This window comes from Halomonas sp. 5021, assembly GCF_036663435.1.
GTDB lineage: Bacteria > Pseudomonadota > Gammaproteobacteria > Pseudomonadales > Halomonadaceae > Vreelandella > Vreelandella janggokensis.
The window spans coordinates 504,119-520,697 of record NZ_JAXOVU010000002.1; the positions used below are offsets into that span (position 1 = coordinate 504,119).

Sequence of the window (16,579 nt, forward strand, 5' to 3'; positions counted from 1 at the left end):
ATGAGCAATTGGGACATTCTTTGGTCGTCATACGATGTGTTTTTAAGTGGTTTTTATAACACCTTAAAACTGTTTGGCTTATCCGCCGTGTTAGCTTTTTTAATGGGCAGCGGCATGGTGTTCTTGTTGGAAGGCTCTCGACCGCGTTTGAAGATTCCGCTGCGGATCTTTATTGATGGCATGCGCATGCTGCCGTTTTTGATATTGGCTTATCTGCTCTATTACGGTTTACCCAGCGCAGGCATTCGTATGAGCGCCTGGACGGCTGGGATGGTTGCCCTGGTGATTTACCACGGCGCTTATTTTGCCGAGATTCTGCGCGGCTGCCGTGCCACTTTTGCTCAAGGGCAAGTAGAGGCCGCCATCGCCCAAGGGTTTTCGCAGCCGCAAATGTTTATGCGCATTATCCTGCCGCAGCTGATTTTGAAAACCCGCGGCCTGTTGGGCAATCAACTGATTATCCTGCTCAAGGACACCGCTTTTCTGGTCATTATCACCGTACGCGAACTCACCGCGGCGGCGAGTAGCCTGTCGAGCACCTACTTCATTCCCATGGAAGCGTTCATTGTGGTGATCGGCTTCTATTGGCTCATCAGTATTGGTTTAGAACTGTTTATCAAAATGATTGGCCGTTTTGGCGCCAAGCGAGGATTCGAAAATGCCTGAGACCGCCGCTGTGAGTATTCGTAATCTTTCCAAAAGCTTCGATGGCATTGAGGTGCTGCGGGATGTATCGCTGGAAGTGCAGCCCGGTGAGGTGGTGAGTATTTTGGGCTCATCGGGTTCGGGTAAATCGACCCTGTTACGCTGCATTAACTGGCTTGAGCACCCCGACCGCGGCGACATTCGTATCGACGGCGACCGTATCGGCGTGAGTGATACCGGCAAATCAATGTCGCGCCGTGAGTTGGCAGGCATGCGCGCGCGCCTGGGCATGGTGTTCCAGGGCTTTAACCTCTGGCCCCACCTCAATGTATTGCGCAATGTCACCGAGGCGCCTATTCACGTTCAGGGCTTGAGTAAAGCCGAGGCAGAAGAGCGGGCCATGGCGCTGCTCGAAAAAGTCGGTATGGCCGACAAGCGCGAACAGTACCCCTATACGCTATCGGGCGGGCAGAAGCAGCGGGTCGCGATTGCTCGGGCGCTTGCCATGCAGCCCAGGGTCATGCTGTTTGACGAGCCCACTTCAGCTCTCGATCCCGAACTGGTGGGCGAGGTGCTAGGGGTTATCAAAGACCTCTCCAAAGAAGGCTACACCATGGTGCTGGTAACCCACGAAATGGAGTTTGCCAGGGCAGTCTCTGACCAGGTGGTGTTCCTCAATAAAGGCATCATTATCGAAAAATCCCACCCCAGCGAGTTCTTTGAGAACCCTAAAACCGATCGGGTGCGGCGCTTTCTGGAGCTTGAGGCACCAGCGGTGTGAATTCACTTAATCTGGTGCTGGGTTGAGCCTTACCCCAACTGCCTGCGCCAGCGGTTCTCAATGGTATCCAACTCGGCAGCCCCATAATGCGCATGACCATGTTGTCCGTAGTAGGCCCATAATTGATCGCCATAATCGAAGTGCCACCACTCGCTGGGCAGGTTGGTGAAGCCATGCTCGCTCATGATGTGATACAGCAGGCGGCGATGATCCCGTGCTTTACGTTGCTGAGAGGTCAGCGATTCCAGATGCTCGAAATAGTCGCTATGAGAGGCCGGTAATGCCTCGTCAAACAGGGTGCCCATATCCAGCGGTAGGCCATCGGCATCACATAGCGTGACGTCGACAGCCCCGCCCGTCAGGTGCGGGCTGGGGGCGAGCGGGTCACGGCTGGGTACCGAGACAAACTCCCTGGTACGCTCCAGTAACTCTGCTTCACCGAGGTCGGGCTGGTGGTGGTGGATGGCTTCGTGCAGGGTGTCGAACAGATACTGCTGCACCCGCCATGGACGCCAGCCGTCAAGTACGATTAAACCGATGCCATCGGGCAAGCTGCGTGCTGCCGCGAGTAGTGCCCGATAAACTCCCTCACGAACGAAACATTCCGGTATCGCACCCGGAATGCCAAGCCGAGCATAGGCGGGAAAAACGCTGATCGGTGCGGGTGCAAGGCTCATCGGCATCAAATGCTCACCGTTATCGTCAATGGGTACGCGGCGCAGCTGTTCCCAGCAGGGGGCTGGGTAGCTGGGTACAGGCGGCAAGGCCTTCAATAGTGTGTTCAAAGGCATCGTCTTATCCAAGCGGGTTATCCAAGCAGAGTAGGTAGCCACAGCGTCAGCGGTGGGAAGAGAATCAATAAAATAAGTACCGCAATTGCTGTCAGCACAAAGGGCCAAATGGTTCTGAATAGCGATACAATTTCAAGACGACTAACCGCAGCCGCCACGAATACGCATGCGCCCAGTGGTGGCGTGATCAGCGCAATGGTGATGTTCAGCGTGATGATGATACCCAGATGGATAGGGTCGATACCCGCCATCATGGCGACCGGCGCGAAGATGGGCGTCAGTAGCATCAACGCCGATACCTCCTCCATGAACATCCCGGTGACAAAGGTGATGGCACTGAGCAGTAATAAAATAACGACACTATTATCCACATAGGGGGATAACAGTGACACAAACTGTTCCGGCACCTGAGCATAGGAAAGCAGCCAGCTAATCGTGGCTGAGGCAGCCATGATCAGGAAAATGGCAGAGGTCAGGCGCGCCGTATCCAAAATGGCTTTCCAGCATTCCTTGAGCCGTAACCCACCCAGCACGACACCACATAAGGCGACATACAGCGCTGTCAACGCGCCCGATTCTGTAGGCGTAACAAAGCCCAGCACAATGCCGGCAACGATAATGAAGGGAGCAATGAGTGCAGGCAGAGCCGCCATGAACGCCAAGCCAAGCTGACCCAATGAGGGAAGTTGAGCGCTTTTGGGTAATCGGTGGCGCCAGGCATACCAGGCGTTCATGCCCATAAAGGCAATACCCAGCAACAGCCCGGGCACGACGCCCGCCAGAAAGAGATCACCGACTGACGTATTCGTCAGCGAGGCGTAAAGAATCATGAAGATACTGGGCGGAATAATCGGGCCAATCAGCGAGCTGCCCGCGGTCAAACCGGCGGCAAAGGCCCTTGAGTAGCCCTCTTTCTCCATGGCGGGTACCAGCAGCGAACCAAGCGCCGAGGTATCGGCCACGGCAGAACCATTAACGCCTGCAAAGAAAACGCTCGAAACTACGTTGACGTGACCCATACCGCCCCGCAAGTGGCCAACTATCAGGCGGGCGAAGCCCATCAGGCGCTCGGTTAAGCCACTGACGTTCATCAGGTTGCCAGCCAGTATAAATAACGGAATGGCCATCAGTGAGAACACATTGATACCACCGAAGAATTGCTGGGGCATCATGCGTGGAATCATCGAAAAGTCGACGAATAAAAACCCCACAAACGCGGTGGTCAACAACGCAATAAACAGTGGCAGCCCCAGTAATACGTGGCCCAGGAAAACGGCCAGCATGGTCAAAGTCATAGGGAGTCCTCAACAGTCTTCATAGAGAGCCCTCAACGGTCTTCATAGAGTGTCCTCGACGGTCTTGAGGGGCGCGGGACCATAGAGAAGCACATGCCAAGCCAGTAGTAGGAAGCCAAGCGGTAGCGAGAGGAGGGGCACCGTGCGACTGATGCCAAGCCCGGACGTGGTAAACATGCTGACCGACAATGCATAGCGATAGCTAACCCATGCGCCGCCCGCTGCAATCAACAGGGTAAGTAGCCACTGGTACACATTGAGCAGGCGAGCGAAGGGGGCTGGCAGTAGCTTCTCCAGCAGCCCGACGCGCATATGTCCGCCTTCCGACCAGACGGCGCCTGCCGCGAGCATCACGGTGGCGATGATCAGGAAGCGCGATAGCTCATCCGTCCAGATAGGGGCACCACCGGCAACGTAGCGGGCGAAAACACCATAAAGAATGGCCGCCACATTAAGAGATAACAGCGCTCCTGCCAGGGTAAGGGTGATCGGACGGCTGATCGTCAGAAGACGGAGCCGAAGCGTTTTGAACATGGCAGCCTTCTATGAAATTCAGAAATGTGAAGTGAAAAAATAGAGGGCCGGTAAAGTACCAGCCCCCGTTATTGCCACGGCGACAGAAACCGTTAGTCGAGCAGGTCGCTCATACCCGCATCTTCCAGCGCCATATCGATCCAGCGTTGGTCGATATCACGCTCTTCGAGCCATTCAAGGTAAGCAGGCTGGCCGATTTCGCGGAAAGCGGTGAGCTCCTCTTCAGAAGGGCGAATCACTTCCATACCCTGTTCTTCCAGGTAGGCAATCCGTGAGTCGACCTGCTCCTCGTTGTGCTCGCGGGCATTCTGGTTCGCTTCGGCGACGGCTTCCTGAAAGGCATCACGAAGCTCGTCATCCCAACCGGCTATCATTTCGCTGTTGCCCACCAGGAACTGATTCGAATACTGGATGTTGGCAAGCGTCAGGTAGTCCTGTACTTCGTAAAGGCTGCCCAGGATGATATACATCGGCGGGTTCATCTGGCCGTCCGCTACCCCGGTGCGCAGTGCCATGTAGGTTTCAGTCCAGGGAATCGGCGTACCCGATGCACCGAAGGCCTCATAGAGCGCAACCTGGCTTGGGTCCATGGCCCGCAAGCGGAGACCTTCGAAGTCGTCAGGGTGACTGATAGGCTTCTCGTCATTGGTAAAGGCTAAAAAGCCGCCTTCCTCGACGACTGTCAGCATATCGATACCGGCGCGCTCCTTCAGCGCCGCACTGACTTCCTGCCAGTACTCCCCTTCATCAAAGAAGGTACGGGCCGCTGCAAAATCGTCGAACAGAAACGGAATCGCACTGACGAAAATTTCATCGACGAGAGGCGAGACACCCGCAAAGGACGCCACGTTGAGCATGGGCGTGCTCATGGTCTGCTCCATGCGCTCCTGCTCTTCGCCCAGTGAGCTATTGGGATATAGCTCTAATTGAATCTGGTTGTCGGTTTTTTCCTCGACCAGTTCCTTAAGGTTAGTGGCAAAGACGTGTACAGCATTCTTGTCGGGGTCGGGGGCGCCGTTGTAGCCCAAATTTATCGTGGTCTCGGCGACGGCATTGCCAGCCATCAGGGCAGAGCCAATCAGGCAAGCCGAGATGAGCCGCTTGGGTGAAAAGCGTTGGGTCAACACTGGGTGAGTCAACATAGTCAGTCTCCTGGTTTATTGTCGTGAGCTGTAGGGTGCTGAGTGAGCGCTATTAGCTTTATAGGTGCTGCCTACAGGAAGACTATGTATTGAGGCGTTGACTATGCAAGACCTTTAGTGTGGACTTTATTGCAACAGTCGAGGCGCATCGGCCGAGAAAAAGCGCATGCCTTTGTGTAAATGATCGATACAGGCCGTGGAAGCCACAGGGAGTTCCTGCCCCTTTAAGCTAACGATCTGCGCACGGGTACCGTTCATCACCGGGTAGCGCATGGGTAGCGTGCAAATTTCGCCACGCTTTATTTCATCGATGACGGTGATTTCCGGCATAAACGTAACGCCAATGCCTGAACGAACGAAATTCTTCAACACAGATACAGAGTTGGTGTGCAGGCGCGCTTCGAGATGGATACGCTCCTGGTGAGCCACCATATTGACCATTTGCCGCATGCCGAATGGGTTGTCCATTAATGCCAGCGGCCAATCCTTTAAGTCATGCAGCGTCACGGGCCGCTTCAGCTCAATGAGGGGGTGATTGGGGGGAACAATGACATCGAGTGGCTGACGCGTTTCCACATGGCAGTAAAGCTGCGGGTCCACCGGCGGTGCATAAAGTAGCGCGATATCCACTTCACGGTCTTTGAGTAGCGACATCGCTTCATTGACGCCCGCCATGCGCACTTCGACATTAATACCCGCAAACGCCGACATGAACGTGCCTAGCGGCGCGGTGATCAGATCGGCGATAAACCCTTCCCCAACGGCGATACGTACTTCGCCTTTCGCTAGGCCCTGAAGTGCCATGAGTTGGGAGAGTACGGCCTCCTCAGAGGCCCGCTGGGCGTGAAAGTGATGCACCAGCAACTGACCGGCTGCGGTTGCACGCATGCCGCGGCCGTGTCGTTCGCATAGCTGGGTATCCAATTCTTCTTCAAGTGCTTTTAATTGGCGGCTAACGGCGGAGGCGTCGACATTCAGATGGGCCGCAGCGCGCCTTAGCGAGCCGCGGCGAATGACTTCATTGAGGTAAGTTAATGCACGTTGATTAAGCATAAAGACACCTGACCATAAGGTGACATCCATATTAACGGATGACCGCTTGGCAAGTGCAATGGGTGCAGATCAGGCTAAGCGAGTGGTTGGGTAGATCGCTCGCCTTGTGCGTTTTTCGCCTCCACTGCATCCGCCAGCATATCAGCGGTAATGGCAGAGAGCGTCCAGCCCAGGTGGCCGTGGCCGGTGTTGTAGAACACCGTGGGCAGTTTGCCGGGGCCGACCTTGGGCAGCATGTTGGGGAGCATCGGGCGCAGGCCCGCCCAGGGTATCACGCGGCGGGTGCTGACCCCGGGGAAGCATTCTTCCACCCAGCGAATCAGCGGGCGGATGCGGTTGTCGCGGATATCGCGATTGAAGCCGTTGAACTCGGCGGTACCGGCGATGCGGAAGCGTTCATCCCCAAGGCGGCTGGTGACCAGCTTGGTTTCATCATCCAACAGGCTGACCGTAGGCGCAGCCTGTTGGGAGGCAGCATCATCGAGCTGCACGGTAATCGAATAGCCTTTGACCGGGTAGATATTGACCCGGTCGCCAAGCTTGGCGGCCAAGGCACGGCTGCCCACCCCGGCGCATACCACCACGCTATCAAAGGTTTCGCGCACCGGTTCGCCGTCAGCCTCGCCTTCAAGAGAGGCGGTGATCCAGGCGTGCTGTTCGTCCGCGCCGATGTCCTGCACGCTATGGCCATATTTCAGCGTTACACCGCGACGTTCGGCGGCTTGCGCCAGGCCGTGGGTAAACTTGTGAATATCGCCGGTGGCGTCGCTTTCGGTGAAGAAACCGCCATAGTAGTTGCCCGCCAGGGTGGGTTCGATGGCACGCATTTCCTCGGGCGTCACCGGCTGGCGCTCCAGGCCACCTTGGCTGAGCAGCTGGGAGACCTTGGCGGCGTGGTCATAGCCCGCTTTATCACGGTAGATATGCAGAATGCCTTTCTGCTTTAAGTCGAAATCGATCTGCTCGTCTTTCGCCCACTGAAACAGGTGTTCGCGGGCGGCAATGGCCAGCCGTGCGGTCTCGGTGGTGTTGGCGGCGTACTTGGGAATCGCGGCAATAAATTCGCCAAACCAGCTGAGCTTGTGCCAGCTCGGGCGGGGATTGACCAATAGCGGCGCGTCGTTTCTGAGCATCCAGCGCAGGCCCTTGATCACTGTTGGCCAGTGGTTCCACACCTCGGCGTTAGAGGCTGACAGCTGACCGCCGTTGGCAAACGACGTTTCCATCGCGGCATAGCGATGCTTTTCAAAGACAGTGACCTCATAGCCACGTTTGGCCAGGGCGTAGGCGCTGGTAATGCCGGTGATACCACCACCGATAACGGCAATGCGTTGCATAAGTCTCTCCGGTTTTCATGAGCGTCGGGAATCCCACCTAACGGCGTAATGGCTGCTGGGCGTACCCCTTCCGTCATGGAACCTGAGAGATTCGCGTGCCCTGTGGGGCGCGCTTGCTCCTTCGGTGGGCTGAGTGACGCAGTCATCAGCCGCTCTTCGGAAAGTGAGGGTCATAGCGGTCCGGTTGCCTGAGAGTTTCCGGGGTTGTTGCTCCTTCGGCGCTGGCGTCATCCTTGTGAGATGCGCCAAGCTCTCCCGCTATTACCTGATTATTGTTTAATCGTGATGGTTTTTAACGTTATCAGCTTCGCGATGGAAGTCGACCAAAGTCGTGAACGCTGATTCCACGGGGCCTGTATCAACAGAATTACTCTGCTGGCTGGGCCCGCGCAATGATCGCCGCGCAATCAAGCCCGGTAGGTAGCGTGCCGGTACTGAGGCCGTTGTGTTCAGCTAGCCGTCCGGCGCAGAACGCATCGGCCACACAAGCCGGGGCGTGCTGTACCAGCAGGGCGCCCTGCAACGCCAGGGCCATACCGTCCGTCAACTGGCGGGCGCGGTACTGGAGCGCTTGGGTATCCTGCAGTTCCCGCTGTAACTGGTGAATAAAGCGGTCCAGATGTACATCAGCGCCTTTTGCCTTGGCGAGTTCCGCAAAATAGGCGTCGAGCACCTCGGGCTGCTTTTCAATCGCGCGCAGGATATCCAGGCACTGGACGTTACCGCTGCCTTCCCAGATGGCGTTAACCGGCGATTCGCGGAACAGGCGCGGCATCACATGGGTTTCCATGACACCGCTACCGCCAATCACCTCCATCGCTTCATAGGCATGATGGGGCGTGCGCTTGCAGATCCAGTACTTGCCAACCGGCGTGGCGATTCTCGCAAGCAGGCGTTCGTGCTCATCGTCTTGCTGGTCCATGGCTCGGGCCATGCGCAGCATCAGGGTGGTCGCGGCTTCACTCTCGATGGCCAGGTCGGCGAGCACGTTCTGCATCAGTGGCTGTTCGCTCAAACGTGCCCCGAAGGCATGACGATGGATGGCGTGGTGAATCGCCTGGGCGGTGGCCTGGCGCATGCCAGCCGCGGAGCCAATCATGCAGTCGTAGCGGGTCATGGCCACCATCTCGATGATGGTACGCACGCCGCGTCCCTCGTCGCCCACCATCCAGGCAAAGGCGCCGCGTAGTTCGGTTTCGCTGGAAGCGTTCGCCACGTTGCCCATTTTGCGTTTGAGTTGCTGGATATGCAGCGGATTTTTAGTGCCGTCGGGTCGCCAGCGCGGCAGCAGAAAACAGCTCAAGCCGCCGGGTGCCTGGGCGAGCACCAGAAAAGCGTCGCACATCGGCGCCGAGACAAACCATTTATGGCCGACCAGTTCATAGGCCTCGCCCGGACCGCCTTGATCAATCGGGTAGGCGCGGGTGGTGTTCAGGCGCACATCGGAGCCACCCTGCTTCTCGGTCATTGCCATACCCAGGGTGACACCCTGTTTTTCGAAATAGGGCAGGTTGCGCGGGTCGTAGTGGGGCGCGGTGATTTTATCGCCCCAGCTCTCAAGCAGATTGGGCTGATGGCGTAACGCAGGCAGGGCTGCGAACGTCATGGTGATCGGGCAGCCGTGTGCTGCTTCCACCTGGGTGTTCAGGTAGTAGTTGGCGGCGCGTGTAACGTGCGCACCCGGCCCCGGGTTTCGCCAGGGGCTGGCGTGCAGACCGTGCTCCACCGCTGTTTTCATAAGCTGGTGATAGGCCGGGTGAAACTCAATCAAATCGACCCGATGGCCCTGCCGGTCATGGGTCACCAACTGTGGTGAGTGGCGGTTGGCGTCAAACCCCAGGGCGATGGCGTCGGACGAGCCTGCCCACTGACCAAACGTTTTGAGAGCCGTGTCGTCAGTGCCGCCTTCGCGCTTGACGCCTTCCTGAAGCGCGCGATCGGTTGTGTAGCTATTGACGTTTTCCAGCGACGGTGGCTGGTTTTCCACCTGATGGGTGCTGGCTTGTAGCTTATCAGCGAGGGGGAAGTGTGACGGCATGGTGACCACCTCTTATTGTGTTAGAGGGCCAATAATGAAGCGGCAATTTTTAAACGGTTGTTTGGTCAACTTTAGCGCGATGCGCCCATTATGCAAACACCACCGTTTTGACCCCTCGCTTTGCGCTAGCGCAAGACTTCACTGACAATAGGGCGTCGCTCCTTTCAACATGGATATGAGTCATGCAAGCAAACGGATTTTTTGATGATGTTGGCGAAACGATCGGTGAAGTGATTCGTGGCGTCGTCGAGTTTCTACTGGGTATTTTTACCAATCTCTTCGGCGCGTTCGATGAGTTTATCGATGGCCTGACGCGCTCGCTGGGCATCAGCGATTCGTTCTTCAGCATCGTGGTGCTGATCATCGGCGTGCTCATTCTGTGGGGAGGATTGAGGGCCTTTTTCCGCGGTTCGATCATCGGCGGTATCATCCGAACCCTGCTGGGACTGTTTATCCTGGCGTGGCTGATGATGTGAATATGTCACCGGGTAGCCCGAGGGTTACCCCAGTTGCTTCTCCAGCGCGAAAATATGCGCGTCATCCACCCCCAGCTCGCGCAGAGCGTGGGCAAGGTTCAAAAGATACTCACGATTGGGGCCGCTGGGGCCATGGGCCTGATTGATCTGGCGGGCAATATCCGCAAGCGGTGCCTCGCCAAGAAACGCCGGATTGTCCTCGCTTGCCAGATAAATCAGCCCCTCGCTCCTGCCGGCATCATGGCCATTGTGGTCAAGGAAGGTCAGCGGCACTTTTTCCCGCAGGTAGCCGTTTTTCTCGCGCACATCCAGCGGCCCGAGCACATCGGGCGTAATGCGGTAGGCCATGCCGTGGCACACCGCACCTGGCGAGCGGATCAGTGTCGCCACACGCCCCGGGGCTTCAGGGGTGCCGCGATGGTCGTGGGAGGCCTGCCAGAAGCGTCGCGCCCAGCCGGTAATGTAGGCGGGCTGGCGCTCCAGGTAGTCAAAATCAGCTTTCCAGATCAATGAGCCGTAGCCAAACAGCCACAGGTCGGCATGCTCATCGAAAAAGTTTCTTTGCTGGTTTAAGGCAGTGGTATCAAGCAACATAAAGCATCTACCCCGATCACCTGAGTGGCAGCGCGCAATGGCGTTAACGATCGTCCATCATCCCGGTTATACGATTGATTTACCAGCTAACCACCCCTTTCCAATGGAGAAGTTTCGCGTCCTTCGCCAACAGCTTGGGGAGCAGACGATGGCGACGCCAGTCGAGTGGCTGACCCCTCGGCCTGCCAGCATCGGCGCTTTGTCGCGCGTGCATACGCGGGCTTACCTTGACGCTTTTCTGAACGGTACGCTTGATCGTGCCGCTCAGCGCCGTAGTGGCTTTGTTTGGTCTGACGCCCTGGTCGAACGGGTAAGGTTGGAAACCGGTGGTACGCTGCTGTCGTTAGAAGTCGCTTTGGCATCAGGACTTGCCTGCAACTCAGCCGGTGGCACCCATCACGCCCATGCTGATGCAGCAAGCGGTTATTGCTTGATTAATGACCTTGCCGTTGCGGCGGCTCACGCCCTGGCGCAAGGCTGGGTCGAGCGGGTGTTGATCGTCGATTGTGATGTTCACCAGGGGGATGGCACGGCGCGCCTCTTCGCTGGCGTGCCCGGCGTCTTTACGTTTTCAATGCATGCCGGGCGCAACTTTCCCGCCCGCAAGGCGAAAAGCGACCTGGATATCGCCCTTGCCAATGGCATGGAAGACGATGCCTATCTGGCAGTGCTGGCATCGCGATTACCTGGGCTGCTGGCGGCCTATCAGCCCGATGTGGTGCTTTATGACGCCGGTGTGGATGTCCATCGTGATGACCGCCTGGGCTATCTAGCGCTGAGTGACGAAGGGCTGTATCAACGGGATGCCTATGTACTGGCATGCTGCCGCGAAGCTGACATTCCCGTCGCGGCGGTGATCGGTGGTGGCTATGATCGTGATATCGTCACGTTGGCAGAGCGCCACGCCCAGCTTCATCGAGCGGCGGCGGATGTGCTTGAACGTACCGGCGAATAGTAATGAAAAAATAGTAATGCAAAAGGAGGCAGGCATGCGTGCAATCTTTCTGGTGGATAACGGCTCCCTAAGGCCCCAGGCAACGCATAACTTGCGGCGTGTGGCGGCATCTCTCAGCGAGCTCATGGGCGAGACCGTGCAGGCAGCCTCGCTCCTCCACTCCAACAAGATCCCCGCTGAAGAGGTGGACGGCATCCCCGCGATAACGCTGGGCCCCGCTGCCGAGCGGGCGGCTGAGCAGGGCGCTGACGAGATTATCGTGCTGCCGTTCTTTTTCGGCCCAAGCAAGGCGCTGACCGGTTACCTGCCGGAGCGGATGGCCGCCATGCAGGAGCGTTTTCCTAACGTTAATGTGCGCGTGGCCCAGCCGCTGGTCGATGAACTGGGCGATAACGACCTGCGCCTTGCCGAGCTGTTGGCCGACAACGTTCGTGAGCAATCCGCATCAGGCCAAACGCCGAGGGTCGCGCTGGTGGATCATGGCAGCCCGATCCCTGAGGTCACCGCCGTGCGCAACCGCCTGGCAGGCCAACTGAGTGTGCTGCTGGGCGATGAAGCAGCCAGCGTTGTCGCCGCCTCTATGGAACGCCGCGAGGACGATGAGTACCGCTTTAACGAACCGCTGCTGGAAAATCTGCTGGATAGATCCGAATTTCACGCCGGGCCGGTGATCCTGGCAATGCTGTTTCTGTCACCCGGGCGCCACGCGGGGGAAGGCGGCGATATTGCCGAGATTTGCGCGGCGGCTGAACAGCGTCACCCAGGGTTGAGTGTTGTCTCCACCAAGCTGGTAGGTGAGCATCCGGGCATCGTCGATATCCTGCACACACGCCTGCGCCAAGCGCTTGATGGCGAACGCTTTCTGCTGGCGTTGTCGGCCCCCGGCGACGCGGCACACTAGGCGATGGGTGTAACAGGGCTCAAGAGCGCGTAGAATCGCGGGCCTTTCGATGCGCACTCTACATACCCAGGGCCCAGATCTTGATCGCAACCGCTAATATCACCATGCAGTTCGGGGCCAAGCCCCTGTTTGAAAACGTCTCCGTCAAGTTTAACAACGGCAATCGCTACGGCCTGATTGGCGCCAATGGCTGCGGCAAATCCACCTTCATGAAGATTCTGGGCGGCGAGCTCGAACCGACGTCCGGCCAGGTGATGCTGGATAGCAGCACGCGGCTGGGCAAGCTGCGTCAGGACCAGTTTGCGTTTGAAAACGAGCGCGTCATCGACACCGTGATCATGGGCAACGACGAGCTTTGGTCGGTCACCGCCGAGCGCGAGCGGATCTATTCCCTGGCGGAAATGAGTGAAGAAGACGGCATGGCGGTGGCAGATCTGGAAGTGCGCTTTGCCGAACTGGATGGTTATACCGCCGAAGCCCGCGCGGGCGAGCTGCTCCTTGGGCTGGGCATTCCCATCGAACAGCATACCGGCCCGATGAGTGAGGTGTCGCCCGGCTGGAAACTGCGCGTGCTGCTGGCTCAGGCACTGTTTTCGGACCCCGATGTCCTGCTCCTCGACGAACCTACCAACCACCTGGATATCAATACCATCCGCTGGCTGGAGGACATGCTCAAGGCGCGCAACAGCACCATGGTGATCATCTCCCACGACCGCCACTTCCTGAATAGCGTGTGCACCCACATGGCGGACCTGGATTACGGGGAAATCACCCTCTTCCCGGGTAACTACGACGACTACATGACCGCGGCGACGGCTGCGCGCGAGCGTCAGCACTCGGACAATGCCAAGAAAAAGGCCCAGATTGCCGAGCTGCAACAGTTTGTCAGCCGCTTCTCGGCCAACGCCTCGAAAGCCAAGCAGGCCACCTCGCGGGCGCGCCAGATCGACAAGATCAAGCTGGAAGATATCAAGCCTTCAAGCCGGGTTAGCCCCTTTATCCGCTTTGACCAGAATAAGAAGATCCACCGTAACGCGGTGAATGTTGACAATATCAGCAAAGGCTATAACGGCGAGACGCCGCTGTTCGAGCGCCTGTCGATGACCGTTGAAGCTGGCGAGCGGATCGCCATCATCGGGCCCAATGGCATTGGCAAGACGACCCTGCTGAAAACCCTTGTCGGCGAGTTGCACCCGGATGCTGGGGAAGTGAAGTGGACCGAAGCCGCCGAGCTTGGCGTGTTTGCTCAGGACCATACCGACGATTTTGCCGTGGATGCCACCCTGTTTGAATGGATGGGCCAGTGGACACAGGGGGGGGAGCAGGTGGTGCGCGGCGCGCTCGGGCGGATGCTGTTTTCCAGCGACGACATCGATAAATCGGTCAAGGTGATTTCCGGCGGCGAGCAAGGGCGCATGCTGTTCGGTAAGTTAATCCTCACTCAGCCCAATGTACTGCTGATGGATGAGCCGACCAACCACCTGGACATGGAGTCCATCGAGGCGCTGAACCTGGGCCTGGAAAACTACCCGGGGACCCTGCTGTTCGTCAGCCATGACCGCGAGTTCGTATCGTCGCTGGCCACGCGCATTATCGATATGCAGCCGGAGGGCATCGTCGACTTCAGCGGCAGCTATGACGATTATTTGCGCAGCCAGGGCGTTGCCTGATCCGCTCGGCAGGCGCTAGCCAATAATGCGTTCGAAGGTGGCGTCGGTGGCAGGTTCACGGTCGCCATCCAGCATATCGCCGGTAAACAGCGTCTGCATTTCTTTGGCCAGTGCCACATAGACATGCATCTGTTGATTGCGGCGCTTGCGCAGCGGTGGTTTCACCAACAGGCTGATGCCCTTGATCGGCTCGTGGGTTTCATTGCGTAGCAGGTCGGGCATTTCCCCGGGCGGAAACGCATTGGCGATAGTGATGGGGTTCGTGGGTTGCTCGCCGGCGATGTGAAAGACCTTCTTGATCGGGTCGAACGTCGCCTCCTTTTCGCGCAGCCACTCGGCAAGGCGCTGATCGGTATGCTCATCGGGTTTCGAAAAAATCACGAACAGCGAGTGCTGGGCCACTTTGCCGGAGTGCTTTGCCGATGAGGAGGATGTTTCCTCGGGCGGTGGCGGTGAAGTGGCTTCATGGGAGGGGCGTTCCTCCGTGGAAGCGGCAGTGTTTATCGGCGGTTGACGACGCTGCCGCATGACATAAATGAACAGCGCCAGGGCGGTTAGCGCTAATACGATAGAGCCGATTGCCAGTAGGGTGACTATGGGTATTGTCTCCATGGTGTTTTTATCCTTTTACGCGCTAATTGCGGGTTAATTGCGTCGCCAAATGGTCGCATTGAGGCAAAGTGCCAGCGCCACCCAAAGGGCATAGGGCACCATTAACCACGCTGCTAATGCGCTTACCTTAGCAAAAACAAAGATGGCAAGCATGATCAGCATCAGTAGTAGTGCGATATCGCCAAGTGCGGCGGCTATTTGCTTACGGCCAAAAAACAGCCACGACCAGGCGGCATTTGCCATCAGTTGGAGGGCATAAACGGTCAAGCCAGCGGTGCGCCAGGCCGAGTCGTCTGCCATGTAGATTCGCCACGCGGCAATCGCCATCAAAAGGTAAAGAATGCCCCAGGCAATGGGAAACGCGATATCCGGCGGTGTCCAGGCGGGTTTGTTGAGCTCGCGGTACCAGCTATCGGGCCTGAACCGTGCCCCGGTGCTGGCGGCAATGCCCACCAGAGCCAGCGATATCAGTAAAGCGAATAGCGAAGGGAGCATTCATCACCTGTGTTTCAAACGTAAGAATCAACAGCCTAGCAGCGTTTTGCCATCGTTAGACACAAAAAAAGCACCACCGAAGTGATGCTTTTCATTATTAAGCGGCTTTTTTTAAGGCCGCTACTTAGTCCATGCGGTCGTAACCATTATTCATGAACGGGTAGTCGGTGTAGCCTTTCTCGTCACCGCCGTAGAAGGTCTCGTGGTCGGGCTCGGTGAGAGTGGCGTTCACACGGAAGCGTTCGGGCAGATCCGGATTGGCAATGTAAGGACGGCCAAAGGCCACGGCATCGGTGGTGTTTTCGCTGATGCGCGCTTCGGCATGCGCGGCATCGTAGTTACCGCAGTAAATCAGACGACCGCTGAAGCGCTCGCGCATCTGCTCGCGGAAGCCAGCAGGGAACTGAATGTCGCCCCCGGCCCAGTTGGGCTCGTTCAGGTGCAGGTAAGCCAGGCCGCGCTTGGAAAGCTGATCGGCCATGTAGAACGCCATGGCTTCAGGCTCATCGTCGGTCAGGCCAAACAGCTCGATAAAGGGCGTCATGCGAATGCCGACCCGGTCGGCCCCGTAAACGTCGATGACGGCGTCGACCACTTCCAGCGGGAAGCGCGCCCGGTTTTCCAGCGAGCCGCCATACTGGTCGGTACGCTTATTGGTGCCGGTGGCCAGGAACTGGTTCAACAGGTAGGCGTTGGCCGCGTGGACCTCGACCATGTCAAAGCCAGCCCGCTTGGCGCGCTCAGCCGCCTGGCGATAGTCTTCGACGATACCCGGGAGCTCGTCGGTTTCCAGCGCGCGGGGCGTGCTGGTGGGGTGCTGACCGGCGGTGCCGTCTTCAAACTCAACGAAACATTGGGCACCTTCACCCTTCAGCGCGCTGGGCGCGACCGGTTGCTGGCCATTGGGCTGAACCATTTCGTGGGAAACGCGCCCAACGTGCCATAGTTGCAATGCCATACGGCCGCCTTTGGCGTGCACCGCATCGACCACGCCTTTCCAGCCAGCTTCCTGCTCGTCGGTCCAGATGCCGGGGGTATACACATAGCCGCGTGCCGTAGGCGAGATATTGGTCGCTTCGCTGATAATCAGCCCGGCCCCGGCGCGCTGGCCGTAATAAGCCTCCTGAATCTTGCCCGGCACGCTGTCTGGGGTGCGCGCACGTGTCAGTGGCGCCATGATCACCCGATTGGGGACCGACAGGCTGCCAAGCTGCGTTGCAGCGAGAAGCGATTCGTAAGCCATTAAACAAACTCCTTTTG

At 57.8% G+C, this 16,579-nt stretch carries 17 protein-coding genes and 1 riboswitch; of the genes, 6 read left to right on the top strand and 11 right to left on the bottom strand.

Annotated features, from left to right (window positions below; translation table 11 throughout):
* Both R3F64_RS06035 and R3F64_RS06040 read left to right on the top strand, forming a co-directional pair.
* Nucleotides 1–666 (top strand): amino acid ABC transporter permease, encoded by a 666-nt coding sequence (locus R3F64_RS06035; RefSeq protein ID WP_253025551.1) that lies wholly within the window; start codon nt 1–3, stop codon nt 664–666.
* On the top strand, nt 659–1,426 hold the full coding sequence (locus R3F64_RS06040) for an amino acid ABC transporter ATP-binding protein (protein ID WP_332610402.1): 768 nt from the start codon (nt 659–661) through the stop codon (nt 1,424–1,426). Before R3F64_RS06035 ends, R3F64_RS06040 begins: the two co-directional genes overlap by 8 nt.
* A gap of 29 nt (nt 1,427–1,455) precedes the next feature.
* On the opposite strand, the gene R3F64_RS06045 is transcribed toward R3F64_RS06040, so the two are convergent.
* The 7 genes from R3F64_RS06045 to R3F64_RS06075 all read right to left on the bottom strand — a co-directional run bounded on the left by R3F64_RS06045 (nt 1,456) and on the right by R3F64_RS06075 (nt 9,616).
* Nucleotides 1,456–2,217 (bottom strand): M15 family metallopeptidase, encoded by a 762-nt coding sequence (locus R3F64_RS06045; RefSeq protein WP_332610404.1) that lies wholly within the window; start codon nt 2,215–2,217, stop codon nt 1,456–1,458.
* A gap of 17 nt (nt 2,218–2,234) precedes the next feature.
* Entirely contained in the window at nt 2,235–3,512 is a 1,278-nt protein-coding gene (locus R3F64_RS06050; protein ID WP_332610406.1) for a TRAP transporter large permease, read from the bottom strand.
* Nucleotides 3,513–3,554: 42 nt separating this feature from the next.
* Nucleotides 3,555–4,046 carry a TRAP transporter small permease gene (locus tag R3F64_RS06055; RefSeq protein ID WP_253025538.1) on the bottom strand — a complete coding sequence of 164 codons (492 nt, stop codon included), beginning with the start codon at nt 4,044–4,046 and terminating at the stop codon, nt 3,555–3,557.
* A gap of 92 nt (nt 4,047–4,138) precedes the next feature.
* Complete coding sequence (gene dctP, locus R3F64_RS06060; protein ID WP_332610408.1) at nt 4,139–5,188, bottom strand: TRAP transporter substrate-binding protein DctP; 1,050 nt, start codon at nt 5,186–5,188, stop codon at nt 4,139–4,141.
* A gap of 126 nt (nt 5,189–5,314) precedes the next feature.
* On the bottom strand, nt 5,315–6,241 hold the full coding sequence (locus R3F64_RS06065; protein WP_332610410.1) for a LysR family transcriptional regulator: 927 nt from the start codon (nt 6,239–6,241) through the stop codon (nt 5,315–5,317).
* Between the two features lie 74 nt (nt 6,242–6,315).
* Nucleotides 6,316–7,578, bottom strand: a complete 1,263-nt coding sequence (locus tag R3F64_RS06070; protein ID WP_253025533.1) for a D-amino acid dehydrogenase — start codon at nt 7,576–7,578, stop codon at nt 6,316–6,318.
* 166 nt (nt 7,579–7,744) lie between these two features.
* Nucleotides 7,745–7,846: riboswitch (glycine riboswitch) on the bottom strand.
* A 99-nt stretch (nt 7,847–7,945) separates the two neighbouring features.
* Nucleotides 7,946–9,616, bottom strand: coding sequence for an isovaleryl-CoA dehydrogenase (locus R3F64_RS06075; protein WP_332610411.1), 1,671 nt, complete (start codon nt 9,614–9,616; stop codon nt 7,946–7,948).
* Nucleotides 9,617–9,798: 182 nt separating this feature from the next.
* Here R3F64_RS06075 and R3F64_RS06080 point away from each other — a divergent pair, with 182 nt between their 5' ends.
* The gene (locus R3F64_RS06080) at nt 9,799–10,092 is read left to right on the top strand and encodes a hypothetical protein (protein ID WP_066314766.1); all 294 of its coding nucleotides are present in this window, start codon (nt 9,799–9,801) and stop codon (nt 10,090–10,092) included.
* A 24-nt stretch (nt 10,093–10,116) separates the two neighbouring features.
* Here R3F64_RS06080 and R3F64_RS06085 read toward each other — a convergent pair whose 3' ends face one another.
* On the bottom strand, nt 10,117–10,686 hold the full coding sequence (locus tag R3F64_RS06085; RefSeq protein WP_332610414.1) for a gamma-glutamylcyclotransferase: 570 nt from the start codon (nt 10,684–10,686) through the stop codon (nt 10,117–10,119).
* Between the two features lie 37 nt (nt 10,687–10,723).
* On the opposite strand from R3F64_RS06085, the gene R3F64_RS06090 reads away from it, so the two are divergent.
* From R3F64_RS06090 to R3F64_RS06100, 3 genes are all read left to right on the top strand, one after another.
* Nucleotides 10,724–11,641, top strand: coding sequence for a histone deacetylase family protein (locus tag R3F64_RS06090; RefSeq protein ID WP_290443834.1), 918 nt, complete (start codon nt 10,724–10,726; stop codon nt 11,639–11,641).
* Nucleotides 11,642–11,675: 34 nt separating this feature from the next.
* Complete coding sequence (locus R3F64_RS06095; protein WP_332610417.1) at nt 11,676–12,542, top strand: sirohydrochlorin chelatase; 867 nt, start codon at nt 11,676–11,678, stop codon at nt 12,540–12,542.
* Between the two features lie 80 nt (nt 12,543–12,622).
* A complete protein-coding gene (locus tag R3F64_RS06100; protein ID WP_332610419.1) occupies nt 12,623–14,212 on the top strand; it encodes an ABC-F family ATPase in 1,590 nt (529 codons plus the stop codon).
* Between the two features lie 15 nt (nt 14,213–14,227).
* Here R3F64_RS06100 and R3F64_RS06105 read toward each other — a convergent pair whose 3' ends face one another.
* The 3 genes from R3F64_RS06105 to R3F64_RS06115 form a co-directional block, all read right to left on the bottom strand.
* Nucleotides 14,228–14,824, bottom strand: coding sequence for a cell division protein ZipA C-terminal FtsZ-binding domain-containing protein (locus tag R3F64_RS06105; protein WP_332610421.1), 597 nt, complete (start codon nt 14,822–14,824; stop codon nt 14,228–14,230).
* A 33-nt stretch (nt 14,825–14,857) separates the two neighbouring features.
* On the bottom strand, nt 14,858–15,319 hold the full coding sequence (locus R3F64_RS06110) for a TspO/MBR family protein (protein ID WP_253025526.1): 462 nt from the start codon (nt 15,317–15,319) through the stop codon (nt 14,858–14,860).
* A 124-nt stretch (nt 15,320–15,443) separates the two neighbouring features.
* Nucleotides 15,444–16,562, bottom strand: coding sequence for an alkene reductase (locus R3F64_RS06115; RefSeq protein WP_332610423.1), 1,119 nt, complete (start codon nt 16,560–16,562; stop codon nt 15,444–15,446).
* Between the last annotated feature and the right edge of the window lie 17 nt (nt 16,563–16,579).